Consider the following 23,283-nt stretch of genomic DNA (forward strand, 5'->3'; position numbering starts at 1 on the left):
CGGCTATTGCGCCGCCTCATAGACCGCAAAATCGGCCTTCGAGTGCTTGCGGAATGCTGCTTCGGTTTCAGAAGACAGAGGTGTTTCTGCGAGTGGTGAGACGTTCTCGCGCTGCAATGAGAATTCGTAGTTCAACCTGTTTTGTAGGAAATCGACAATTCTGTCCTGATGGTCGTATTTGAAAACATGGCTGGCCCCGACGCCATTGTTGCGGGTGCGGAAGAACTCGCTCTGACTGCCGACATCCGCAAGTTCGGGCTGAGGGGTCTGCATATAGGCCTGCACAAACGTATCAAAGCTGAGATCCCGCGTCGAATGCGGATGCCCGATGCGATCTTCGCGCCGACGAAACCTGTACCAGCTGCCCAGCCAGTCGATGGGTTCACGGACGACGGCCATGATCTCCATCTCGGTGTCGTACATTTTGCGGAACATGTTCTGAATAAAACGGTCATATCGGCGCACCGGCGCGTGTTTCAGCTCGGGCGGGTGGGTAATCACAAGGTCGGCGCGGGCACTCAAGGCCGAGTGATATGCGGTGCTTCCGGTTTTGGGGACAGATAAAAACGCAAGGCGTTCTTTATAGAAAACAAGCATTTAGTGGCCCCATATCAATCGTCGTTAAGGTGGCAGATTGGCGTAAACGGATCTTTAACACAATTGGCCAAGAGTAACTTGTGTAAGTTTTAGTTGAAATGTTCTCTTTTTGGTCCCATAAGGAACAAGAGGCGAACAAAGCAGCGATTGCCGCCCGGCGAAGGGTGTGACAAAAGGGAAGGCGACAGGACAATGGCGGATCTTCTGACGATGAGCGACAAGAAAAACGCGGACAAGCAAAAGGCGCTCGATAGCGCGCTGGCCCAGATCGAACGGCAATTCGGTAAAGGCTCGATCATGAAGCTGGGCGAGGATGCCAAGCAGGATATCGAGGCGAGCTCGACCGGGTCTCTGGGTCTGGATATCGCGCTGGGAATTGGCGGTCTGCCGATGGGGCGGATTGTTGAGATTTACGGGCCTGAAAGCTCAGGCAAAACAACGCTGACCCTGCATTGTATTGCCGAACAGCAAAAGCGCGGCGGTGTCTGTGCGTTTGTCGACGCAGAACATGCGCTGGACCCGCAATATGCCCGCAAGCTGGGCGTTGATCTGGATGAGCTGCTGATCTCGCAGCCCGATACCGGCGAACAGGCGCTGGAGATTACCGACACGCTGGTCCGGTCTGGCGCGGTTAATATGGTCGTGGTCGACTCGGTGGCGGCGCTGACGCCGAAATCCGAATTGGAAGGCGACATGGGCGACAGCAACGTCGGTGTTCAGGCCCGTCTGATGAGTCAGGCGATGCGCAAACTGACCGGCTCGATCAGCCGTTCGAATTGTATGGTGATCTTCATCAACCAGATTCGGATGAAGATCGGCGTGATGTTTGGAAGCCCGGAAACTACAACCGGTGGTAATGCTCTGAAATTCTACAGCTCGGTTCGTCTGGACATTCGCCGTATCGGCGCGATCAAAGACCGGGATGAAGTGGTAGGCAACCAGACCCGTGTCAAAGTCGTTAAGAACAAGGTGGCCCCTCCGTTCAAACAGGTGGAATTCGACATTATGTATGGCGAAGGCATCTCGAAAATGGGAGAGCTGCTGGATCTGGGCGTCAAAGCCGGTGTGGTCGAGAAGTCGGGTTCGTGGTTCAGCTACGGGGATGAGCGGATCGGGCAGGGTCGTGAGAATGCAAAGCAGTATCTGCGCGATCACTCTCGGATCGCTTTGGATATCGAGGACAAGATCCGCGCGGCCCATGGTCTGGACTTCGACATGCCGCCCGGAGCGGCCGAGGATGACGATATCCTCGAGGCCTAAGGAACGCGCGAGAGGGAACACCAGAAATCTCCCGGCGCTCCGACAGTGCTGAGAATAACTTAAACAGGGCGGTCTATCGGGCCGCCTTGTTTCGTTTGGAAGGTCAATGCTGTGGACACTCTGCGGGCACGGCGATAAACCTGCGCAGACCATTATGATTGCGCGCTGAGAGAGCCCTATGCCAACGTTGAACGACATCCGATCGACCTTTCTGAACTACTTTGCCAAGCAGGGGCACGAAGTGGTGGCGTCCAGCCCTCTGGTGCCGCGCAATGATCCGACTTTGATGTTCGTGAACTCGGGCATGGTGCAGTTCAAGAACCTGTTCACCGGTGTCGAAACCCGCGACTATCAGCGTGCTACCACCGCGCAGAAGTGTGTGCGAGCTGGCGGCAAACATAATGACCTCGACAATGTGGGCTATACGGCGCGCCACCACACCTTCTTTGAGATGCTGGGGAACTTTTCCTTCGGTGACTATTTCAAGCACGACGCGATTCCCTTCGCGTGGGAGTTGATCACCAAGGAATTCGGCATCGACAAAAACCGTCTGCTGACCACGGTCTATCACACCGACGACGAAGCCTTTGAAATCTGGAAGAAAGTCGGCGTTCCTGAAGATCGCATCATCCGCATCGCGACCAGCGACAATTTCTGGCAGATGGGGCCGACCGGACCCTGCGGGCCATGTACCGAAATTTTTTATGACCACGGCGATCACATCTGGGGCGGCCCTCCGGGATCGGCCGATGAAGATGGCGACCGGTTCATCGAAATTTGGAATATCGTTTTCATGCAGAACGAGCAGTTCGAGGACGGCTCAATGGTGGAACTCGACATGCAGTCGATCGACACCGGCATGGGGCTGGAGCGGATCGGCGCGCTGTTGCAGGGAAGCCATGACAACTACGACACCGACCTGTTCAAAACACTAATAGAGGCCTCGGCGGACGCGACCGGCGTTGATCCTTATGGCGATCAGAACGTCCACCACCGCGTGATCGCAGACCACCTACGGTCTACTTCATTCCTGATTGCCGATGGCGTGATGCCCAGCAATGACGGGCGTGGCTATGTTCTGCGCCGGATCATGCGCCGCGCCATGCGTCATGCGCATCTTTTGGGCGCGAAGGATCCGGTGATGCACCGGCTGGTGCCCTCACTCGTACAGCTGATGGGCGCTCAATACTCGGAACTGGGGCAGGCGCAGGCCTTGATCGAAGAGACTCTGCTGCTGGAAGAAACACGGTTCAAGCAAACGCTGGATCGCGGCCTGAAACTGCTGGATGACGAGGTCGCAGGCTTGCCCGACGGTGCTGCTTTGTCCGGTGATGCGGCGTTCAAGCTCTATGACACCTATGGGTTCCCACTCGATTTGACCCAGGATGCCCTGCGGGAAAAAGGCCGGACCGTCGATACTGACGGGTTCGATGCGGCCATGGCAGAGCAGAAAGCCAAGGCCCGCGCGGCATGGGCCGGTTCCGGCGAGGCTGCGGATCAGGCGGTTTGGTTTGACGTGGCCGACAGCGCTGGCGCGACCGATTTCCTGGGCTATGACACCGAAAAAGCCGAGGCTCAGGTCGCGGCGCTGATCGTCGATGGCGCTCTGGTCGACAAGATCGAACAGGGTGGCAGTTGCTGGGTCGTCGTGAACCAAACCCCGTTCTATGGCGAGGCCGGTGGTCAGGTCGGCGACAGTGGTGAGCTGCGCCGCCTTGATGCGCACGAAGATATTTCCCGCGTTGAAGACACCAAGAAATTCGCTGATGGCAAAGTCTATGCACACAAGGTGACCGTGGACCATGGCACCCTGTCCAAGGGAGACGCGGTTGAGCTGGAGGTGGATCATACGCGCCGTTCGGCCATTCGTGCCAACCACTCGGCCACACACCTTTTGCACGAAGCCCTGCGCGAAACGCTTGGCGACCACGTGGCGCAGCGGGGTTCGTTAAATGCCTCGGATCGTTTACGGTTCGATTTCAGCCATTCCAAAGCCTTGACGCTGGAGGAAATCCAAAAGGTCGAGCGTGAGGTGAATGACTTCATCCGCCAGAACTCGAGCGTTGAAACCCGGATCATGACGCCGGATGACGCGCGTGAGCTGGGCGCTCAGGCTTTGTTTGGTGAGAAATATGGCGACGAGGTTCGCGTTGTTTCGATGGGCAAGGCGCCGACTGGCAAGGGCCAGGATGGTGAGACCTGGTCCGTTGAACTTTGCGGTGGCACGCATGTCCGCCAGACCGGCGATATCGGAACGTTCGTTGTGCTGGGCGACAGTGCAAGCAGTGCGGGTGTCCGGCGAATTGAGGCGCTGACGGGCGATGAAGCCTTCCGCTATCTGTCCGCGCAGGATCACCGATTGGCACAGGTCGCGTTAGAGCTGAAAGCGCAGCCGGATGACGTTGTGTCCCGTGTGAAATCTCTGCTTGATGAGCGGAAAGCCTTGCAAAACGAAGTCGCGCAGCTGCGCCGGGATCTCGCTATGGCCGGAGGGGCTGGACAGGGCGGCGGCGCGGAAGCGACCGAGGTCAATGGCGTCAAGTTTCTGGCCCAGGCACTCAGCGGTGTGTCCGGCAAGGATCTTCCGGCCTTGATTGACGAGCACAAAAGCCGACTAGGATCTGGCGCGGTTCTGTTGATCGCGGATACAGGCGGCAAAGCGGCCGTCGCGGCTGGGGTCACGGCGGACCTGACCGACACGGTTTCTGCCGTTGATCTGGTCAAAGCCGCAGTGGTGGAACTGGGTGGCAAGGGCGGCGGTGGTCGCCCGGACATGGCTCAAGGTGGCGGCAAAGACGCGGCCAACGCAGATGCGGCGATCAAAGCCGCCGAACAGGTATTGGAGGGATAAATGACTGCTCTTTGGATCGCACATGTCACGGTGACTGACACTGAGGCCTATGGAAAATACGCCGAGCTGGCGGGGCCCGCTATCGCTCAACATGGCGGAGAATTCATCGCGCGTGCCGCGCGTTATGTTCAGCTCGAGGGGAAGGAACGTCCGCGCAATGTGGTTGCACGTTTCCCTTCGGTTGAGGCCGCGGTCGAATGCTATAACTCCGCCGCCTACCAAGAAGCGCTCGATCACGCCCGCGGGGCAAGTGAGCGCGAATTGGTCGTTGTTGAAATCTCCGATTGAGAATCAGCTGTTTCAGCCGGGTCGAATTGACGGTTTCGGCGAAAACCAGCACATGAAATTCTGCGCGGCTTCCAGTTCTTTCTTGGAGGCCGTATTGCTTTCAAAAGCAGCATAAAAACAATTAGTTGCGGCGTTTCCGCATTCTGACCCAGTCATAAATGTGGCGGATTGCCCTCAATTCTTGCCCGAAATTGCCGCGGAATGTTACGAATTTCCGCCTTTTTTACCCCTGATCCTCAACATTGATTGCGTCACCAGAGCCACTTGCGGTTAAAGTCGGAAAACTTCGACACCCTGATTGGCCGGACTCACGCGGGCAACATGGATTGAGGAACGGGTATGAAATATTCGGCAGTAGGTTTTTCGGCGGGTCTTCGGTCGGTCGCCAGATTTTCAGGGCGCTCCGTTGGGATTTGCGCTTTAGTCCTGACGTCGTTTTTCACCGCCTCTGTGGCGCAGGCGACAGAGGGCGCGTTCATCACTGCGATTTCAGCCTCTCCACCACCGTCCGGAGCGCAGCAGCTTTGCCGTCAGTACAGTTGGGCCTGTTCAGGCCAAAGAGCGGCCTCGTTGACGAGCAAGCAGGAAATGCAGATCGTCAAGAGAGTGAACTTGCAAGTCAACGCGTCCACCCGTGCAATTACAGACCAATCGCAATACAGACAGCGTGAGTTTTGGGCCTTGCCGACGACACGCGGCGGTGATTGCGAAGACTTTGCGTTGTTGAAAAAGCGGAACCTGATCAAAGCAGGAATTGATCCGAGCAAGCTTTTGATTGCGACTGTTCTGGATACGCGTCGGAACGCGCATGCTGTGTTGGTCTATCGATCAGCTCAGGGAGATCTGGTTCTGGACAACCTGACAAACAGCATCAAACCGTGGAAAGCGACCCGGTATCTGTTTCTGAGGATGCAAGACCCAAAGCGGCCGCGCCGTTGGGTTGGGGTTTACGGGAATAGTTGACCAAATCTACAGTCTGATGAGGTAAGGGCGCCTGCTTGGGCGCCCTTTTGGATTCTCGCAGTGCACAACAAACCTGCAGTTGGAATTGTGTTCTAAGCAGGATCAGAAACCTCAGAATTTGTTATGTGACGTCGCCACCTTTGCCGTCGTCGCCACCTTTGCCGTCGTCGCCACCTTTGCCGTCGTCGCCACCTTTGCCGTCGTCGCCACCTTTGCCGTCGTCGCCGCCTTTGCCGTCGTCGCCACCTTTGCCGTCGTCGCCACCTTTGCCGTCGTCGCCGCCTTTGCCGTCGGGACCGCCATCGTCACCCGGAGGATTTCCAGACGGACCACCCGTAGTACCGGGATTTCCATCAGGTTTGCCATCCCCGGATCTTTGATCAGCGAACCCTGTGGATGCGGTCGGCAAGTCCGAAAGCAGCGCGGCCAGTTGCGGGCATTCCGCGCCGGTACGGGCCAGGAAGTTGCCGAAATCGGCGCGACGCTGAATGTAGCGGATCATACCCGATGTGACGGCGTCACATTCGCAGAGGATCTCGGGCGAGCTTGCTGCCTGACGTGCCGTTGAGACGGTACATGCGGCTTGTGCGGCTGTAACGCCTACCATTTGAACGGCAACAGCTGCGGCGATTACTTTTAGTTTGCTGGAATGGATGCCCATGATGGAACTCCTCGGTACTCGTTAATCTCTGCGTCGAACTTATGCACCAAAACCAAATGGGCTTGTATGAACGACGTCACACTTTGAACAAGATTACACCTTTTTAAGGTCGAACTTGCAAGTTGGCGCCCACTTGGCGAGATTGCCAAAGGACCGAAAAAAACACAAAAATCATGAAAAACCAATAAGAAAGGCCAGCCGAGGGCTGACCTTTCCTAGAATACCATTTTTCAGGATTGAGGAAATAATGTCACAAAAATGGCATTGTTTCCCAATCGAGAACGGCGTTTTATCCGGCTTTCGCCATCCGTTTCCGCTCATGCGGGTCAAGGAATCGCTTGCGAAGACGGATTGCGTTGGGCGTCACCTCGACGAGTTCGTCGTCATCAATATAGGCGATGGCTTCTTCCAGCGAGAACTGAATGTGGGGCGTCAGGCGCACCGCGTCGTCCGAGCCGCTGGCCCGCACGTTGGTCAATTTCTTGCCTTTCAGCGGGTTCACTTCCAGATCGTTGTCGCGAGAATGCTCACCAATCACCATGCCCTGATAAACATCGGTCTGAGGGCCAACGAACATGCGGCCACGCTCTTCGAGGTTCCACAGGGCGTAAGCAACGGCCTGGCCATTCTCCATCGAGATCAGAACGCCTGCACGGCGGCCCGGGATCTGACCTTTATGTGCGGCCCAGCCATGGAATACGCGGTTCAGAACACCGGTGCCACGGGTATCGGTCAGGAACTCTCCGTGATAGCCGATCAGGCCACGGGACGGTACATGCGCGATGATCCGGGTCTTGCCGGCACCGGCGGGGCGCATCTCGACCAACTCGCCCTTGCGCGCACCGGTGATCTTTTCGATGACCGCGCCCGAATATTCGTCATCCACGTCGATCGTGACTTCTTCTACGGGCTCCAGCCGTTGACCGTCTTCCTCGCGGAACAAAACCTGCGGGCGCGAGATGCTGAGTTCGAACCCTTCGCGGCGCATGTTCTCGATCAGAACGCCCATCTGCAATTCGCCACGACCGGCCACTTCGAACGCCTCTCCGCCCGGCGTGTCGGTGATACGGATCGCAACGTTGGATTCCGCCTCTTTCATCAGACGGTCACGGATGACGCGAGATTGCACCTTCTTGCCGTCACGACCAGCCAGAGGCGAGTCGTTGATGCCGAAGGTCACGGTGATGGTCGGTGGGTCGATGGGCTGCGCAGGCAGGGGCTCTTCGACCTGAGGGGCCACCAGCGAGTCGGCAACGGTGGCTTTGCTCATGCCTGCGATAGTGACGATGTCACCGGCCTCGGCCACATCGATGGGCTGTTGGGCCAGACCGCGGAAGGCCAGGATTTTCGACGCGCGAAAGTTTTCGATCAGCGAGCCATCGCGGCTGAGCGCCTTGAGGCTGTCGCCCGCTTTCAGAGTACCGCTTTCCACACGACCCGTCAGGATGCGGCCGATGAACGGGTCGCTGCCCAAGGTGGTGGCCAGCATGCGGAACGGCTCGTCCTTCTTTTCGGCCTGTTTGGGGGCCGGGACGTGATCGACGACCAGATCGAACAGCGCGGTCAGGTCCTTGCGCGGCCCGTCTAGCTCCATATCCGCCCAGCCTGAACGGCCCGAGGCATACATGGCCGGGAAATCCAGCTGATCGTCATCTGCGCCGAGGTTGGCGAAGAGGTCGAAACACTCATCCAAAGCACGGTCGGGTTCGGCATCGGGTTTGTCGACCTTGTTCAGGACCACGATGGGGCGCAGGCCCAATGCCAGCGCTTTGGAAGTCACGAATTTGGTCTGAGGCATCGGGCCTTCAGCCGCATCAACCAATAGGACAACACCGTCCACCATGCTTAGGATGCGCTCAACCTCGCCGCCAAAATCGGCGTGGCCGGGGGTGTCGACGATATTGATGCGCGTGCCTTTCCATTCGACCGAGGTCGCCTTGGCCAGAATGGTAATGCCGCGCTCGCGTTCAAGATCGTTGCTGTCCATGGCGCGTTCCGCCACGGCCTGATTTTCCCGGAACGCGCCGGATTGTTTGAGCAGCTCATCCACCAGGGTCGTTTTACCGTGGTCCACGTGAGCGATGATTGCGATATTGCGCAGGTCCATGAGAGGTCAGCCTTTGAACGGGAAGTTGCCCGGCGCATAGCGCGGCTTGACGCAATATACCAGCCCAAACCGGCGTTCAGTGGCCTGCGGTCTTTGAAAACAGATGAATGATCAGGATTCCGGCCAATATCAGGGTCAGCCCGAGAACCGCCCACAGGTCGAGCTTTTGCCCGAACACCACAAAGCCGATGATTGCGATGAAGAAAATCCCAAGCCCGGACCAGATCGCATAGACGATGCCCACCGGCATGTATTTCAACGTCAATCCCAACAGGTAAAACGCCAACCCATAAGCAACTACGACCAGAACCGAAGGCCAGAAGCGCGAGAATTGCTGACTGGCCTGTAAGGCCGTTGTGCCTACGGTTTCGGCAAAGACGGCCATCAGCAGGATCAGGTAGGCTTTGGGCATGATCTCAACCTCTTGCATGCAAATCACGCGCGAATTCTCAACATGAAAAAGGCTGCCCCGGCAAGCACATTCGGTTGCTCGGGTGCGTGACACCACAAGATAAAGGTCGGGTATACCTGACTACGATCCGATCACTATTTATGTAAATAACAGAACAGTATTTGTTGATTTGTTTTCGAGTTTTTCAATGACTGTGTTTATTAAATACGTCGTTTTTGCTTCGACTCTTATTGCGGCGCTAGGGTGGCTTGCAGACGGGGGGTCCGTCAGTTCTGATGCAACCCAATTGTTAGTTGGTTTCTTTGTTTTGTAGTTTTGGCGTTTATCAAGATCCAAGCAGGGAAAAGGGCCTCTTTTGGCCCTTTTTCTTTTGCCTAGCCCCTCGCTGAAACCGTGAAGTAATCTGCCAAATACGGTTGCAACCAATCCCAAAGACCGGGCGCACCGCGTTCGATGGCGGGCCGTACCCGCGCTTCGATCTGAGGGTAGGTCACGGCATAATCAACCCATGAGCCGCCGCCCGTTTCCAAATTTGCGATTGGGGTTTGAAACCGATCAACAGCCTTTGCAAACCGCGCGTCTGTTGAACTGGCACTCTCAAACTCATGCCAGAGATCTGAAAACGCCTGCGTCTGATCCTGGGGTAATAGTCCGAACAGGCGTTGGGCTGCGGCCTCTTCCTTTTCGGCTTGGGCAGCGTGATCGACCTGACCGTGGATTGGGTGATCTCCGGCGTCGATCTCGACGAGATCGTGAAGCAGCAGCATGTGCAGGACGCGGTCCAACTGGACCTCAGAGTCGGAATGTTCGGCCAGAACCCATGCGTAGAGCATGATGTGCCACGAATGCTCGGCCGAGTTTTCGAACCGATCAGCCGCCATCAGGCGCGACGCGCGCATGACGGATTTCAACTGATCCGCCTCGATCAGAAACGCCAGCCTTTGAGTAAAGCTGTTGTCCTCGGTCGGCGTATCCGCCAACAGCGCAGCTGCGTGCTCATAGGCCTGAGGCAGCGTCTCACTCAGATAAGCCGCGCGCCCGGTCGCGAGGTTCTCGCGGGCGATCTCCATATGGTCGGGCCGTTTAGGCGATGCGTACAGCACCTGAAACAGGGGCTGACACCGGTCGAGCATCTTGGCGAACTTCGCGTCGGGCGTCTGGTCGGCTTCGAATTCCGTCCATAGGTCCAGAAAACCTTGGGTCTGGTCTGGCGGCAATAAACCAAACAAATCCAGAGCCGCAGCGTGTTCGGCCTTGGCCACACTCTGCCAGTCGGTCTCGAGATGGATTGGATGGTCGCCCACGATGATCTCGACCAGATCGTGCAGCAACAACATGCGGATGACGCGATCAATTGACACATCCGGCCCGGCCAGAGGCCCCATGACCAGCGCCCAAAGCGCAAGATGCCAGCTGTGTTCTGCTGAATTCTCGGGCCTAGATTGATCCAGCAGGGTGTTTGCCCGATCCACCGTCTTCAAACTGTCCGCCTGTTTCAAAAACGCGATTTGCGCGGACAGTCGATCATTCATTGTTTTTCAATCGCTTTCAGCTTTGAGCGGTGATCTGTCAGGCGTTTGATCACGAATTGACGGGCCTGACGCTCAGACAGGCGCACGCGGATCTCGGTCAGAAAGGCCTCTTCCAGAGATTGGGAGGAGGCCGCCAGTAGTGTGCCGACCTCCATGTAAAACCGGTCATCACCGGTTTCGTCCATGACCTTCAATGTATCCTCGGCCAGTTTGGCAGCGAGGGTATTGATGGTGTCTGTCATTAGCGCGTATTCTCGGTCAGGCGGCGTTTCACATAGTCGCTGACATCGGTGATGAGCGTGTCCATGTGCTGGTCCTGGAAGAAATGATCCGCGCCTTCGACCTCATTATGCGTGATCGTGATGCCCTTTTGCTCATGCAGCTTGTTGACCAGCGCGGTTGTATCCGCCGGAGGCGCCACACGGTCGGACGAGCCATTGATGATCAGGCCCGAAGACGGGCAGGGCGCAAGGAACGAGAAGTCGTACATATTCGCCGGGGGCGACACGCTGATAAAACCGGTGATTTCCGGGCGACGCATCAACAACTGCATTCCGATCCAGGCGCCGAACGAGAAGCCAGCAACCCAGCAATGCTTGGAGTTGTTGTTCATCGACTGCAGGTAATCCAGCGCCGATGCCGCATCGCTCAACTCGCCTACGCCTTGATCATATTCGCCCTGGCTGCGGCCCACGCCGCGGAAGTTGAAGCGCAACACGGTGAAGCCCATGTTGTAGAACGCGTAGTGCAGATTATAGACCACCTTGTTGTTCATGGTCCCGCCAAACTGAGGATGCGGGTGCAACACGATGGCGATCGGTGCGTCTTTTTCCTTTTGCGGGTGGTAGCGGCCTTCCAGGCGGCCTTCGGGTCCGGGAAAAATCACCTCGGGCATGTGTGCTTTGGTCCTGTCTTTATCTTGGGCGCCGGGAAATACTTGACTGTATTCGTTGGGCACCTTAGAACGGTTCTAAATGTGATATCCTGCGCAACGCGCTGTCAGTCGGAGATACGCACTGGCGGCGGCGGCGTCAATGATTTCGCGTCCAACTTGCCGAAGGGAAATGACAATGAAGCTGTCGACAAAGGGCCGGTATGCCATGGTGGCGCTGGCGGACATTGCGCTGCAGCCCTCGGACAAGATCGTGACACTGGGTGAAATCTCGGAACGGCAGGATATCTCGCTGCCGTATCTGGAGCAGTTGTTCGTCAAACTGCGCCGGGCCGAGCTTGTGACATCTACGCGTGGACCGGGTGGGGGATATCGTCTTGCACGGCAGCCGTCGGAGATCCGCGTTGTCGAGATTCTGTCCGCCGTAGATGAGACGGTGGATGCAATGGCCAAGGGGGCCGGGGCCTCAGGCGCGTCCTCGGGAAGCCGGGCGCAATCCCTGACGAACCGTCTTTGGGAAAGCCTCAGCGCACATGTCTATGTGTTCCTGCATCAGACCAGATTGTCTGACGTTATCAAGAACGACCTCGCGCCCTGTCCGGCGGTTCCGAACCTGTTTGCCGTTGTGGATGAGTGATCCGTAGCCTCTGAGTACAAGTTTCAGAAATATCTGGGAAAAGATGACTCCATGAATCGTGTTTATCTCGATCATAACGCCACCACGCCTTTGCGGCCCGAAGCGCGGGACGCGATGATCGCGGCGATGGATGTCTGCGGGAACCCATCGTCGGTCCATGCCGAGGGGCGCGCGGCGAAGGCTTTGATCGAACGCGCACGAGCGCAGGTGGCATCGGCTTTTGGGGCTGATGGTGCGGATATCGTATTTACCTCAGGCTCGACCGAAGGCGCCGCTTTGGCTTTGGTGGGTCGAAATCTGCACGGTGCATCAATTGAGCATGACGCGGTAAGAGCATGGATTGCCGAGGATATCTTGGTTTCTTCGGACGGGATGGCCACTGTGAGCGATCCAGCGAATGCGACGCTGCAGGTTGCGAACTCGGAAACGGGTATCGTGCAGACACTGCCCAAGGGGCTGGCCGTGACCGATGCGACTCAGGCATTTGGCAAGCTGCCGATTGCATTCAACTGGATGGACGTTCAGATGGCGCTTGTGTCTGCGCATAAACTGGGTGGCCCGAAAGGGATAGGCGCTGTCGTAATGAAACGCGGTACGGATCTGCCTGCTCAGATCAAGGGCGGTGGGCAAGAGATGGGCCGGCGCTCTGGAACCGAAAATGTCATTGGAATCGCAGGGTTCGGAGCCGCTGCTGAAGCAGCAGCCCAAGATCTTGCCAATGGTGTTTGGGAGCAGGTCGAAGAATTTAGAAATATTCTAGAAAACGCCCTTGAGGCTGGTGAAAGATCACCTATTTTTGTCGGGAAAGACCAGACTCGCCTGCCAAACACGTCGTGTTTCGCGTCACCGGGCTGGAAGGGTGAAACGCAGGTCATGCAGATGGACCTGTCTGGTTTTGCGGTCAGTGCGGGCTCGGCCTGTTCAAGCGGAAAGGTCCGCGCCAGCGCTGTTCTGACTGCGATGGGATTTGATGAGGGGACGGCAGCCAGCGCAATCCGCGTGTCGCTGGGACCTCTGACTACCAAGGAAGATGTGCTGCGTTTCGCCGAAACGTGGCTTGAGAAAGAGAAAAAGCATCGCGCGCGGGCCGCGTGATCTGACGGAGGGTAGACAATGGCCGCTTTGGACCAGACCCAGGTAAAAGAGGGTGTCGATCAGGAAACCGTGGATGCGGTACGCGAGGTCAGCACTTATAAATACGGCTGGGAAACCGAGATCGAGATGGAGTACGCGCCCAAAGGCGTGAATCCAGATATCGTTCAGCTGATCTCGGAAAAGAACGAAGAGCCCGAATGGATGACCGAATGGCGTCTGTCGGCCTTCGAACGCTGGACCAAAATGGAAGAGCCGAAATGGGCCATGGTCAACTACCCTGAAATCGACTTCCAGGACCAGTATTACTATGCCCGTCCAAAATCCATGGAAGAGAAGCCCAAGTCGCTGGATGAGGTTGATCCCAAGCTTCTGGCCACTTACGAAAAGCTTGGTATCCCTCTGAAAGAACAGATGATTCTGGCAGGTGTCGAAGGCGCCGAGGATATGCCCGCCGAGGGCCGCAAAGTGGCCGTCGACGCCGTGTTTGACTCGGTTTCCGTTGGTACAACTTTTCAAGCTGAACTGAAGAAGGCAGGCGTCATTTTTTGCTCGATCTCGGAAGCGATCAAAGAGCATCCTGAACTGGTGAAGAAATATCTGGGCACCGTGGTTCCGGTGTCAGACAATTTCTATGCCACTCTGAACTCGGCTGTGTTCTCTGATGGTTCGTTCGTCTACATCCCGCCGGGCGTCCGCTGCCCGATGGAACTCAGCACCTATTTCCGTATCAACGCGGAAAACACGGGCCAGTTTGAGCGCACTTTGATCATCGCTGACAAGGGCTCTTACGTGTCTTATCTGGAAGGCTGCACCGCACCTCAGCGCGACACCGCGCAGCTTCATGCGGCCGTGGTCGAGATCATCGTCGAAGAAGATGCCGAAGTGAAATATTCGACCGTTCAGAACTGGTTCCCCGGTGATGAAAACGGCAAGGGTGGTATCTATAACTTCGTGACCAAGCGTGCCGATTGCCGCGGGGATCGCTCTAAGGTGATGTGGACGCAGGTCGAGACCGGCTCGGCCGTGACGTGGAAGTACCCGTCCTGCATCCTGCGCGGCGAGGAAAGCCAGGGTGAGTTCTACTCGATCGCGATTGCCAACAACTATCAGCAGGCCGATACCGGCACCAAGATGGTTCACCTCGGCAAGAACACCAAGTCGCGCATCGTCTCCAAAGGCATCAGCGCGGGCAAGGCACAGAACACCTATCGTGGACTGGTCTCGATGCACCCGAAAGCCAAAGACAGCCGCAACTACACCCAGTGTGACAGCTTGCTGATTGGCGACAAATGCGGCGCTCATACAGTGCCGTATATCGAGGTCAAAAACAACTCGAGCCGCGTTGAGCATGAGGCGACGACCTCGAAGGTGGATGACGATCAGCTTTTCTACTGCCGTCAACGTGGCATGGACGAAGAAGAGGCCGTTGCGCTGGTTGTCAACGGGTTCTGTAAGGACGTGCTGCAGGCACTGCCGATGGAATTTGCGATGGAGGCCCAGCAGTTGGTGGCCATCAGTCTCGAAGGGTCTGTGGGTTAAACCCAAGCTTCTCTGAAATCAGAATTTACGCGGGGGCCGTGCGCCCTCTTGCGATACGCAAAAGGACAAAACATGCTGGAAATCAAGAACCTGCACGTACAGCTTGAAGAAGAAGACAAGCAAATTCTCAAAGGTGTCGACCTTAAGGTCGAAGCTGGCAAGGTGCATGCGATCATGGGGCCGAACGGCTCGGGCAAGTCCACGCTCAGCTATGTGCTGTCAGGGCGCGATGGCTATGAGGTCACCGAAGGCTCGGCCACACTGGACGGCGAAGACCTGCTAGAGATGGAGCCGGAAGAGCGTGCCGCAGCTGGTGTGTTCCTCGCGTTCCAATACCCGGTTGAGATCCCGGGCGTCGGCAACATGACCTTCCTGCGCACCGCTGTGAACGCGCAGCGCAAAGCGCGCGGGGAAGAGGAGCTGTCGGCCGCTGACTTCCTGAAACTCGTTCGCGAAAAGGCGAAATCGCTGAAGATCGACGCGGATATGCTGAAGCGTCCGGTCAATGTCGGCTTCTCGGGCGGTGAGAAAAAGCGCAATGAAATCCTTCAGATGGCTATGCTGGAGCCCAAAATGTGCATTCTGGACGAGACCGACTCGGGCCTCGACGTGGATGCGATGAAGCTGGTCTCCGAAGGCGTGAACGCGCTGCGGGATGAGGGGCGTGGTTTCTTGGTCATCACCCACTACCAGCGCCTGCTGGACCACATCAAACCGGATGTCGTTCATATCATGGCCGATGGCCGCATCGTGAAATCGGGTGGTCCTGAGCTGGCGCTGGAAGTTGAAAACAACGGTTACTCCGACATTCTTGCCGAGGTGAACTGATGCCCTTACCGCAAGCAAAACAGACTGCAACCGAAGAGCGTCTGGCCTCACTGACGATGCCCGATCCCGGATGCACCAAGGCAGCGCGCCAAGCGGCTTTGGCCCGGGTGCGAGAAATGGGGCTTCCAAGCCGTCGCGACGAATACTGGAAATATACGCGTCCAGATACGCTGGTCTCGGCCCATGCGCCCCAGGCTGCCATTTTCGACTCGGGCGAGCCGATGGTGTTCAACGATGTCGATCGGCTGCAAATCGTATTCGTCGATGGTGTGTTCGACGCCGAAGCCTCGGATGATCTGAGCCTTGAAGGCGTCAAGATCGACCGACTGGAGGATATCTGCTGCAAAGATATCCACTGGGCCAAGGATCTCTACGGCAAGCTCGAGGAGCGGGGCCAAAGCCCGGTTCAGCGTCCTCTGGCTGCTTTGAACACCGCATTCGCGACCGACGGCGTTGCCATCCATGTAACCGGCAAACCGTCGAAGCCGATCAATCTGGTGTACCGTCACGAGTCAGAAGACTCGGACGCGATCCTGCACCACGTTATCCGTGTTGAAAGCGATGCCGAGGCCACGATCCTCGAAAATGGTCCCGCCGCGTCGCGCTTCAACAAATGCATGGAAATCGACATCGCCGATAACGGGACCTTGCACCATGTCCGGGCGCAGGGCCGCGATCACGAACGCCGGGCCGCGACCCATATGTTCACGCGCCTCGGTCAGGAATCGACCTACAAGTCGTTCACTCTGACAGCCAATGGCGTACTGACTCGTAACGAGCAGGTGGTTGAACTGACCGGTGATGACGCCGTAGCCCATGTGGCCGGTGCTTGCGTCGGAGACGGAGATTTCCACCACGACGATACCGTTTTTGTCACCCATGACGCGGTGAATTGCGAAAGCCGTCAGGTGTTCAAGAAGGTCCTGCGCAACGGCGCGACAGGTGTGTTCCAAGGCAAGATCCTTGTGAAGGAAGGCGCACAGAAGACCGATGGCTACCAAATCAGCCAGTCGCTTTTGCTGGACGATGACAGCCAGTTCCTCGCCAAACCCGAGCTTGAAATCTACGCCGATGACGTTGCCTGTTCGCACGGGTCGACCTCGGGCGCGATTGATGAGACCGCCTTGTTCTACCTGCGCTCGCGCGGGGTTCCGACGAAGGACGCCACCAATATGCTGACGCTGGCTTTCCTTGCCGAAGCGGTGGATGAGATCGAGGACGAAACACTGGCCGAAGAGATAGTGACCCGTCTGGAAGGCTGGCTTTCGCGTCACAGCTAATATGCCGGTCTCATCAGATATCGTCGCCACATACCGGGGGCCGGGGCGCGTTGTGCGCCGGCTTCTGGATATGGGGCCGCGCGAAGACCGAGCGCTAATCTTCGTCATGGCCTTTTGCGTGGTGGCGTTCATCGCGCAAATGCCCAGCCTAGCGCGTCGCGCGCATCTTGAGCAGGTCGAGTTGAACATGCTTCTGGGCGGAGCGCTTTTGGGCTCGGTCTTCATCCTGCCGCTGTTCTTCTACACGCTGGCTTTGGTGTCTCATTGGGTCGCGCGACTGGTGGGCGGGCAGGGCAGTGCCTATGGTGCCAGACTGGCATTATTCTGGGCGCTCTTGTCCTCAGCACCTTTGGTTTTGCTAAACGGACTGGTCGCCGGGTTCATAGGCCCAGGTCCGACTCAAACTTTGGTCGGATTGATTTGGGTTGCCGTTTTTGTCTGGTTCTGGTTATCCGGATTGCGACAAGCACAAAGGTCGGCTGAATGACTATACCCCCCCTGGGCCCGCTGGCGAGCCTGACGCTCAGAAAACCTGCCGAAGCGGCGCGACAGATTTTGGCCCTCAACCCAGGGCGAGAGGTTCTGTGGTTGGCATTCTTTCTGGCCGTTGTCCTCAATTGCATCGCGCAGATGGGCATAGATATGTCGATCGCCGCATCGGGTGGCCCGACTGTATCCCAGTCGATTCCGATTGTGCTGATCCGGTCTGCCGGGACGATGCTGTTCAGCATCCTGGCTTTTCTCTATGTCGGGCGTTTTCTGGGCGGAACGGGGCGTTTTGAAGATCTGATGATCCTGACGATCTGGTTGCAGTTTCTTCAAATTGCAGCGCTGGTCGCGACCCTCGCGCTGAGCTTGATCGCGGTCGCTTTTATGGCCCCTCTGATCCTGGCGACGGCCATCTACAGCCTCTACATAACGCTTCATTTTCTGAATGAGGCGCACAAGTTTGGGTCTCTGGGCAAGTCCTTTGGTGTCATATTGTTGTCGGCGTTGCTGGCGGTACCTTTTGTCCTATTTCTGAACCCGTTGGGTCCTGTCTAGAAAGGTCTCTCATGTATGATGTGCAGAAAATCCGGTCTGATTTCCCGATCCTGTCGCGGCAGGTGAACGGCAAACCCCTGACATATCTGGACAATGGCGCGTCGGCGCAGAAACCTCAGGTCGTGATTGATGCCGTTACGCGCGCCTATGCCGAGGAATACTCCAACGTGCATCGCGGGCTTCACTACCTCTCGAACCTCGCGACCGAGAAATATGAGTCCGTGCGCGGCACCGTTGCGCGCTTTCTAGGTGTTGCGGATGAGGATGAGATTGTTCTGAACTCCGGCACGACCGAGGGGATCAATCTGGTCGCCTATGGCTGGGCCATGCCTCGGCTTGAAGCGGGGGATGAGATCGTCCTCAGCGTGATGGAGCACCACGCCAACATCGTGCCCTGGCATTTCCTGCGCGAGCGTCAGGGCGTGGTACTGAAATGGGTCGATGTAGATGCAGACGGCGGGCTTGATCCGCAGGCTGTGATTGACGCGATCGGCCCCAAGACAAAACTGGTCGCGGTCACGCAATGTTCGAACGTGTTGGGCACCGTGGTCGACGTGAAGACCATCACCGAAGGCGCGCATGCCAAGGGCGTGCCGGTCTTGGTTGATGGCAGCCAAGGTGCCGTTCATATGCCGGTCAACGTGCAGGATATCGGCTGTGATTTCTATGCCATTACCGGGCACAAACTCTATGGCCCATCCGGTTCCGGTGCGATCTATATCAAATCCGAACGCATGGCCGAAATGCGCCCCTTCATCGGCGGCGGCGATATGATCAAAGAGGTCAGCAAGGATCAGGTCATCTACAATGATCCACCGATGAAGTTTGAGGCTGGCACGCCGGGCATCGTCCAAACCATCGGTCTCGGGGTGGCCCTGGACTATATGATGGATCTGGGGATGGCGAATATCGCCAACCACGAAGCGGGTCTGCGCGACTATGCCATGCAACGTCTGACCGGTCTGAACTGGCTACAAGTTCAGGGCACACGGCCGGACAAGGCCGCGATCTTCAGCTTCACGCTGGATGGGGCAGGGCATGCGCATGATGTCTCGACGATTCTCGACAAGAAAGGCGTCGCTGTTCGCGCCGGTCACCATTGCGCCGGCCCTTTGATGGATCACCTTGGTGTTACGGCCACCTGCCGCGCCAGCTTTGGCCTCTATAACACCACGGATGAGGTCGACACCCTGATCGACGCGCTTGAACTTGCGCATGATCTGTTTGCCTAAATCTCGGCCGAGCCGGTCCGTTTTCCAGTTGCACCCGGCTCGGAACAAGGTTAGCTAACGGCCAAGGCACCTGTAGCTCAGCTGGATAGAGCGCTGCCCTCCGAAGGCAGAGGCCAGAGGTTCGAATCCTCTCAGGTGCGCCACTTCTCACATACTTGATGATTTGTTCAGCCCAACCGTAGTGGTCCTTGAAACCGCTAGATGTTTGATTTGGAAATATCTTTAGCCTGAACAAGCTAGAGAAACGTTGGGTGATTGGCGCTGCTACGAACAAAGGCCGCCAATTGCAGCAGCCCGTTCCAGCAAAATTTGAGTTTTGCAACAACACTCAGGCAGACCTAATGGCCTGCCAAGTCCATCTCATTAAACGACAGCGCGCTTAGCCGCGCCAACTGCGAACAACGCCGCAATCCATATGGACAAAGTTCGAACGGTAGTATTGTCCAACACCGCCTGCACGACAGGACATGGCCGCTTTGGCCATCTGCGACACCGAGCGGGATGCGAGGCGCAGGTCAGCCGCCTGTCCCTGCATATGGAGCGAGTTCCGCGCTACCCGGCGCGATTTGGACCGCAGCATGGCGTTGGTTTGTGGCGAGCGATACCCCGACAGGAGCATATAGGGCTCATCAGCATCCAAAAGGTTGTGCGACGCCGCCATGATGTCGATTGTACGCAGATCCATCGCTTTCGACTGATCGGTGCGCCAGTCGCGCATGAAGTGGTTCACTTCTTTCACGGCGTCTTTGATATATTTGCCGTCGACCCAGTAAACCATATCAATCCGCTCTCCCGTGCGACCGGAATACATGCGGATGCGGCGGATATCTCCACCACCACGAAGGAAACCTGCTGCGTTGGAATAGGTTGGTGCTGCCGCCACGGCCGTTGCCGCGAATGCGCCCAGAAGGGCACGACGGGTAATACCCGAAGTACTGCTCTTGGTCATTTTTGTTTCGTCCCGTACTGTTCCTGCCTGCGCACGATGTTACGCGCGCTGTATTAATATTTTCCCATCCCAGATGGCGAATGTATGGCACAGTTGGAATCGTCGGCCAAGAAGTCTTTGGAATGCACCTTTGTTAGGGGGAATTTTCGGCAGTTTTTTGCGCAGGTGATGCAAATGAGTCGTTTTATTGAGCAACTGGGTGTTTTCGGCATCGGGTAGATGCAAACGCGCATCAGGGTGCAAGAGAAGAAAAAAGGTAAGGTATTTGTGAATAGACAAGCCCAATGGCTGAAAACCATATATAGATATAGCTCCGGCGGACATCGCATAAGTTATTGAAGAACCAAGGCCATCCCATGCTCTCAGTGTTACGGACCAGTTCCAGCTTTGTTTTTACCGCCTGTTTTCTGGCGACGGCTTCTATGGCGAACGCGTCATCAGGCGAAGGTTCGAACACGGCGTTCCGGATGGCGGTTGCCGAGAATACCTCGCCCTCTGATCAGATTGCTGAATTTTACCGCCGAAATGGCTTTGCCCCTCTATGGGTCGGCGATACAGCAGAACACGCCAAACGCCGTGCGGCGCTGATCAAAGCACTTTCCGAGATCGAGCGCCATGGATTGCCCGCTGCATTTGACGTGCAGGCCCTGGTCGATCAGATGGCTGAGGCGCGATCAGTTCGCGACTTGGGCACGATCGAGGCTAAACTAAGCCGTGTCTTCCTGACCTATGCAAATGACATCTATTCCGGCGCCTTGCGGCCAGCCAGTATTGATGATGGCCTGGTGCGCGAGGTTAAACGCCGTGATGCAAACCAGCATCTTGAGGCACTCAACGCCCAAGGTGCAGCGTATTTTGAAACTCTGATCCCAGAGACCGCCCAATATCGCGCCCTGATGAAGCAAAAGATCGCGTTGGAGAACCTGATCCGCCAAGGCGGGTGGGGGCCGACCGTTCCAGTGGCTAAACTGGAATACGGCGATACCGGTCCGAATGTGATCAAACTGCGCAATCGGCTTGTTGGGATGGGTTACCTTAAGCCCACGGCCAGTCCAGAATTTGATGACGACCTGCTTGCGGCCGTTCAGGCGTTCCAAACAGCACACGGACTGGAATCGGACGGTGTGGCAGGACAAGGTACCATCACCGAGCTGAACCGACCGGCTTCGGACCGTTTAAAGGCCGTCTATGTCGCCTTGGAGCGGGAACGTTGGCTGCCGCGCGATCGGGGCGAGCGGCATATTTTGGTCAATCAGGCCGACTTCTCGGCAAAGATCGTGGATGACGGGCTGGTCACGTTCGAGACCCGCGCTGTGATCGGCAAAAACGTACATGATCGCCGCAGCCCGGAATTCTCGGATGAGATGGAACATATGGTGATCAATCCCAGCTGGTATGTGCCACGCTCGATCATCACCAAGGAATACCTGCCGAAACTGAAATCGAACCCGAACGCGGTGGGCCATATCCAGATCACGGACCGCAGTGGTCGTCAGGTCAATCGAGGGGCCGTCGATTTCACCCAGTTCACCGCACGCAACTTCCCGTTCGCGATGCGCCAGCCGCCCAGCAAAAGCAATGCGCTTGGGCTGGTGAAGTTCATGTTCCCCAACAAGTACAACATCTATCTGCATGATACGCCTCAGAAATCTCTGTTTGCACGTGAAGTTCGGGCGTTCTCCCACGGGTGCATCCGCCTGGCGCAACCTTTCGAGTTCGCCTATGCGCTGCTGTCCAAACAGGAAGAGGACCCCAAGGCGTTCTTCCACCGTGTATTGAATACCGGCAAAGAAACGACAGTGAAGTTGGACAAGCAAGTGCCCGTCCACCTGATCTACCGCACCGCCTACATAGGACCGAAAGGTGAAGTTCAGTATCGCCGCGACGTCTATAACCGCGATGCCAAAATTTGGGACGCGCTGCAAAAGGCAGGGGTGGCCCTGCCGGACGTTCAGGGGTAAGCACTCAGGGTAAATCCTGCCCAAGAGGACGCCCGCTATGCAGTTCACCATCCAACAGATCGCCGACAGCCTTGGGGCCGAGTGTCAGGGTGAAACAGACCTGACAATTCTGCGGGCCGCTGAACCGGGTGATGCCGGACCAACCGATCTGGCGATGGCAATGTCCCCCAAATATGCCGAAACGCTTTCGGGCGGTGAGGCCCGCGCGGCAATGCTGTGGGAAGGCGCGGATTGGCAAGCAATGGGCCTGCGCGCTGCGATCTTTGTTACGCGCCCCCGAATGGCGATGGCTGGTATCACGACAATGCTGGACCGGGGGCAGGGTGTTGAACCGGGTGTTCACCCCTCGGCTGTGATCGACCCGGCGGCCGAGATTGGTGAGGGCGTTTCGATCGGCCCGCTGGCCGTTATCGGCGCGCGGGCGAAGATTGGCGCGGGATCGGTGATCGGTCCGCACTGTACAATCGGAATGGACGTGGTGTTGGGTGAGCAAGCCCATCTGCGCGAAATGGTCAGCATCGGTGCCCGTGCGCAAATCGGAGACCGCTTCATCGCCCAACCCGGCGCGCGTATCGGTTCCGACGGGTTCAGCTTTGTTACTCCTGAGATTTCAGGTGTTGAAAACGCGCGTAAGACGTTGGGCGATCAGGGCGATGCGAAAGCGCAAAGCTGGCTGCGTATCCATTCTCTGGGCGCAGTGGAAATCGGGAACGATGTCGAGGTCGGCTCTAACTGTACGATCGACAATGGCACGATCCGAAACACGCGGATTGGCGATGGTTCGAAGCTCGATAACCTTGTGCATGTGGGGCACAACACGCGCATCGGGCGCGATTGTTTGCTGTGCGGTCAAAGTGGATTGTCCGGCTCAGTCGATGTCGGAAACAACGTGGTTCTTGGCGGTCAGACTGGCGTGGCCGACAATGTTTTCATCGGTGATGGCGTGATCGCGGGGGGCGCCACTAAGATCCTGTCAAACGTACCAGCCGGACGTGTGGTCATGGGCTATCCGGGCGTCAAGATGGAAACCCATACTGAGATCTACAAGGCTCAACGCCGCTTGCCGCGCATGGCTCGCGACGTCGAGGCATTGAAAAAGGCTGTTTTCAAACAGTCTCCGAGCGATTAAATCATCCTCAGATTGATAACCAGGGG

At 57.0% G+C, this 23,283-nt stretch carries 22 protein-coding genes and 1 tRNA gene; 15 read left to right on the forward strand and 8 right to left on the reverse strand.

Features of this window, described 5'->3' with window-relative positions; genetic code table 11:
* Positions 1-3: 3 nt before the first annotated feature.
* Complete coding sequence (locus tag ACR0J4_RS00655) at positions 4-597, reverse strand: sulfotransferase family 2 domain-containing protein (protein WP_170641554.1); 594 nt, start codon at positions 595-597, stop codon at positions 4-6.
* Positions 598-789: 192 nt separating this feature from the next.
* Between ACR0J4_RS00655 and recA the strand changes: the two genes are divergently transcribed.
* The 4 genes from recA (at position 790) to ACR0J4_RS00675 (ending at position 5,959) form a co-directional block, all read left to right on the forward strand.
* Positions 790-1,857 carry a recombinase RecA gene (gene recA / locus ACR0J4_RS00660; protein ID WP_170373677.1) on the forward strand — a complete coding sequence of 356 codons (1,068 nt, stop codon included), beginning with the start codon at positions 790-792 and terminating at the stop codon, positions 1,855-1,857.
* A 178-nt stretch (positions 1,858-2,035) separates the two neighbouring features.
* Entirely contained in the window at positions 2,036-4,708 is a 2,673-nt protein-coding gene (gene alaS, locus ACR0J4_RS00665; protein ID WP_170641556.1) for an alanine--tRNA ligase, read from the forward strand.
* Positions 4,709-4,996: a DUF1330 domain-containing protein gene (locus tag ACR0J4_RS00670; protein WP_170641558.1), complete on the forward strand. Its 288-nt coding sequence runs from the start codon at positions 4,709-4,711 to the stop codon at positions 4,994-4,996.
* A gap of 339 nt (positions 4,997-5,335) precedes the next feature.
* Positions 5,336-5,959, forward strand: coding sequence for a transglutaminase-like cysteine peptidase (locus ACR0J4_RS00675; protein ID WP_170641560.1), 624 nt, complete (start codon positions 5,336-5,338; stop codon positions 5,957-5,959).
* Positions 5,960-6,080: 121 nt separating this feature from the next.
* Here ACR0J4_RS00675 and ACR0J4_RS00680 read toward each other — a convergent pair whose 3' ends face one another.
* The 6 genes from ACR0J4_RS00680 to ACR0J4_RS00705 all read right to left on the reverse strand — a co-directional run bounded on the left by ACR0J4_RS00680 (position 6,081) and on the right by ACR0J4_RS00705 (position 11,566).
* Complete coding sequence (locus tag ACR0J4_RS00680; protein ID WP_480668271.1) at positions 6,081-6,620, reverse strand: hypothetical protein; 540 nt, start codon at positions 6,618-6,620, stop codon at positions 6,081-6,083.
* Positions 6,621-6,909: 289 nt separating this feature from the next.
* Positions 6,910-8,727 (reverse strand): translational GTPase TypA, encoded by a 1,818-nt coding sequence (gene typA, locus ACR0J4_RS00685; protein WP_170641564.1) that lies wholly within the window; start codon positions 8,725-8,727, stop codon positions 6,910-6,912.
* A gap of 76 nt (positions 8,728-8,803) precedes the next feature.
* Entirely contained in the window at positions 8,804-9,139 is a 336-nt protein-coding gene (locus ACR0J4_RS00690) for an SMR family transporter (protein ID WP_170458169.1), read from the reverse strand.
* 374 nt (positions 9,140-9,513) lie between these two features.
* Complete coding sequence (locus ACR0J4_RS00695; protein WP_170641566.1) at positions 9,514-10,671, reverse strand: HD domain-containing protein; 1,158 nt, start codon at positions 10,669-10,671, stop codon at positions 9,514-9,516.
* The gene (locus tag ACR0J4_RS00700; RefSeq protein WP_170479599.1) at positions 10,668-10,913 is read right to left on the reverse strand and encodes a hypothetical protein; all 246 of its coding nucleotides are present in this window, start codon (positions 10,911-10,913) and stop codon (positions 10,668-10,670) included. Before ACR0J4_RS00700 ends, ACR0J4_RS00695 begins: the two co-directional genes overlap by 4 nt.
* Positions 10,913-11,566, reverse strand: a complete 654-nt coding sequence (locus tag ACR0J4_RS00705) for an alpha/beta hydrolase (RefSeq protein WP_170373685.1) — start codon at positions 11,564-11,566, stop codon at positions 10,913-10,915. The genes ACR0J4_RS00700 and ACR0J4_RS00705 overlap by 1 nt, the downstream gene beginning before the upstream one ends.
* Before the next feature lie 175 nt (positions 11,567-11,741).
* Here ACR0J4_RS00705 and iscR point away from each other — a divergent pair, with 175 nt between their 5' ends.
* From iscR to ACR0J4_RS00750, 9 genes are all read left to right on the forward strand, one after another.
* Positions 11,742-12,200 (forward strand): Fe-S cluster assembly transcriptional regulator IscR, encoded by a 459-nt coding sequence (gene iscR / locus ACR0J4_RS00710; protein WP_170373686.1) that lies wholly within the window; start codon positions 11,742-11,744, stop codon positions 12,198-12,200.
* Between the two features lie 51 nt (positions 12,201-12,251).
* On the forward strand, positions 12,252-13,295 hold the full coding sequence (locus ACR0J4_RS00715) for a cysteine desulfurase family protein (RefSeq protein WP_170641568.1): 1,044 nt from the start codon (positions 12,252-12,254) through the stop codon (positions 13,293-13,295).
* Positions 13,296-13,313: 18 nt separating this feature from the next.
* Positions 13,314-14,834, forward strand: a complete 1,521-nt coding sequence (gene sufB / locus ACR0J4_RS00720) for a Fe-S cluster assembly protein SufB (protein WP_170641571.1) — start codon at positions 13,314-13,316, stop codon at positions 14,832-14,834.
* A gap of 72 nt (positions 14,835-14,906) precedes the next feature.
* The gene (sufC, locus tag ACR0J4_RS00725; RefSeq protein ID WP_170641573.1) at positions 14,907-15,662 is read left to right on the forward strand and encodes a Fe-S cluster assembly ATPase SufC; all 756 of its coding nucleotides are present in this window, start codon (positions 14,907-14,909) and stop codon (positions 15,660-15,662) included.
* Positions 15,662-16,942, forward strand: coding sequence for a Fe-S cluster assembly protein SufD (gene sufD, locus ACR0J4_RS00730; protein WP_170641575.1), 1,281 nt, complete (start codon positions 15,662-15,664; stop codon positions 16,940-16,942). The genes sufC and sufD overlap by 1 nt, the downstream gene beginning before the upstream one ends.
* Before the next feature lies 1 nt (position 16,943).
* Positions 16,944-17,429: a YIP1 family protein gene (locus tag ACR0J4_RS00735; protein WP_170548768.1), complete on the forward strand. Its 486-nt coding sequence runs from the start codon at positions 16,944-16,946 to the stop codon at positions 17,427-17,429.
* Positions 17,426-17,986: a Yip1 family protein gene (locus ACR0J4_RS00740; RefSeq protein WP_170373692.1), complete on the forward strand. Its 561-nt coding sequence runs from the start codon at positions 17,426-17,428 to the stop codon at positions 17,984-17,986. The genes ACR0J4_RS00735 and ACR0J4_RS00740 overlap by 4 nt, the downstream gene beginning before the upstream one ends.
* Positions 17,987-17,997: 11 nt before the next feature.
* The gene (locus ACR0J4_RS00745) at positions 17,998-19,218 is read left to right on the forward strand and encodes a cysteine desulfurase (RefSeq protein ID WP_170641577.1); all 1,221 of its coding nucleotides are present in this window, start codon (positions 17,998-18,000) and stop codon (positions 19,216-19,218) included.
* A gap of 66 nt (positions 19,219-19,284) precedes the next feature.
* Positions 19,285-19,361 (forward strand) — tRNA-Arg (locus ACR0J4_RS00750).
* Positions 19,362-19,597: 236 nt separating this feature from the next.
* Here ACR0J4_RS00750 and mepK read toward each other — a convergent pair.
* Positions 19,598-20,167 carry a peptidoglycan L,D-endopeptidase MepK gene (mepK, locus tag ACR0J4_RS00755; RefSeq protein ID WP_170373694.1) on the reverse strand — a complete coding sequence of 190 codons (570 nt, stop codon included), beginning with the start codon at positions 20,165-20,167 and terminating at the stop codon, positions 19,598-19,600.
* Between the two features lie 356 nt (positions 20,168-20,523).
* Between mepK and ACR0J4_RS00760 the strand changes: the two genes are divergently transcribed.
* Together ACR0J4_RS00760 and lpxD are read left to right on the forward strand one after the other, a co-directional pair.
* Entirely contained in the window at positions 20,524-22,128 is a 1,605-nt protein-coding gene (locus ACR0J4_RS00760) for a L,D-transpeptidase scaffold domain-containing protein (RefSeq protein WP_170641579.1), read from the forward strand.
* Positions 22,129-22,165: 37 nt separating this feature from the next.
* Complete coding sequence (lpxD, locus tag ACR0J4_RS00765; protein ID WP_170641581.1) at positions 22,166-23,257, forward strand: UDP-3-O-(3-hydroxymyristoyl)glucosamine N-acyltransferase; 1,092 nt, start codon at positions 22,166-22,168, stop codon at positions 23,255-23,257.
* The last annotated feature ends 26 nt before the right edge of the window (positions 23,258-23,283 follow it).

The organism is Ruegeria sp. B10, assembly GCF_056539825.1.

Bases quoted from the DNA above. Each gene is read 5' to 3' on its own strand.
- ACR0J4_RS00655 (WP_170641554.1), bottom strand. From the start codon at position 597: ATGCTTGTTTTCTATAAAGAACGCCTTGCGTTTTTATCTGTCCCCAAA.
- recA (WP_170373677.1), top strand. From the start codon at position 790: ATGGCGGATCTTCTGACGATGAGCGACAAGAAAAACGCGGACAAGCAA.
- alaS (WP_170641556.1), top strand. From the start codon at position 2,036: ATGCCAACGTTGAACGACATCCGATCGACCTTTCTGAACTACTTTGCC.
- ACR0J4_RS00670 (WP_170641558.1), top strand. From the start codon at position 4,709: ATGACTGCTCTTTGGATCGCACATGTCACGGTGACTGACACTGAGGCC.
- ACR0J4_RS00675 (WP_170641560.1), top strand. From the start codon at position 5,336: ATGAAATATTCGGCAGTAGGTTTTTCGGCGGGTCTTCGGTCGGTCGCC.
- ACR0J4_RS00680 (WP_480668271.1), bottom strand. From the start codon at position 6,620: ATGGGCATCCATTCCAGCAAACTAAAAGTAATCGCCGCAGCTGTTGCC.
- typA (WP_170641564.1), bottom strand. From the start codon at position 8,727: ATGGACCTGCGCAATATCGCAATCATCGCTCACGTGGACCACGGTAAA.
- ACR0J4_RS00690 (WP_170458169.1), bottom strand. From the start codon at position 9,139: ATGCCCAAAGCCTACCTGATCCTGCTGATGGCCGTCTTTGCCGAAACC.
- ACR0J4_RS00695 (WP_170641566.1), bottom strand. From the start codon at position 10,671: ATGAATGATCGACTGTCCGCGCAAATCGCGTTTTTGAAACAGGCGGAC.
- ACR0J4_RS00700 (WP_170479599.1), bottom strand. From the start codon at position 10,913: ATGACAGACACCATCAATACCCTCGCTGCCAAACTGGCCGAGGATACA.
- ACR0J4_RS00705 (WP_170373685.1), bottom strand. From the start codon at position 11,566: ATGCCCGAGGTGATTTTTCCCGGACCCGAAGGCCGCCTGGAAGGCCGC.
- iscR (WP_170373686.1), top strand. From the start codon at position 11,742: ATGAAGCTGTCGACAAAGGGCCGGTATGCCATGGTGGCGCTGGCGGAC.
- ACR0J4_RS00715 (WP_170641568.1), top strand. From the start codon at position 12,252: ATGAATCGTGTTTATCTCGATCATAACGCCACCACGCCTTTGCGGCCC.
- sufB (WP_170641571.1), top strand. From the start codon at position 13,314: ATGGCCGCTTTGGACCAGACCCAGGTAAAAGAGGGTGTCGATCAGGAA.
- sufC (WP_170641573.1), top strand. From the start codon at position 14,907: ATGCTGGAAATCAAGAACCTGCACGTACAGCTTGAAGAAGAAGACAAG.
- sufD (WP_170641575.1), top strand. From the start codon at position 15,662: ATGCCCTTACCGCAAGCAAAACAGACTGCAACCGAAGAGCGTCTGGCC.
- ACR0J4_RS00735 (WP_170548768.1), top strand. From the start codon at position 16,944: ATGCCGGTCTCATCAGATATCGTCGCCACATACCGGGGGCCGGGGCGC.
- ACR0J4_RS00740 (WP_170373692.1), top strand. From the start codon at position 17,426: ATGACTATACCCCCCCTGGGCCCGCTGGCGAGCCTGACGCTCAGAAAA.
- ACR0J4_RS00745 (WP_170641577.1), top strand. From the start codon at position 17,998: ATGTATGATGTGCAGAAAATCCGGTCTGATTTCCCGATCCTGTCGCGG.
- mepK (WP_170373694.1), bottom strand. From the start codon at position 20,167: ATGACCAAGAGCAGTACTTCGGGTATTACCCGTCGTGCCCTTCTGGGC.
- ACR0J4_RS00760 (WP_170641579.1), top strand. From the start codon at position 20,524: ATGCTCTCAGTGTTACGGACCAGTTCCAGCTTTGTTTTTACCGCCTGT.
- lpxD (WP_170641581.1), top strand. From the start codon at position 22,166: ATGCAGTTCACCATCCAACAGATCGCCGACAGCCTTGGGGCCGAGTGT.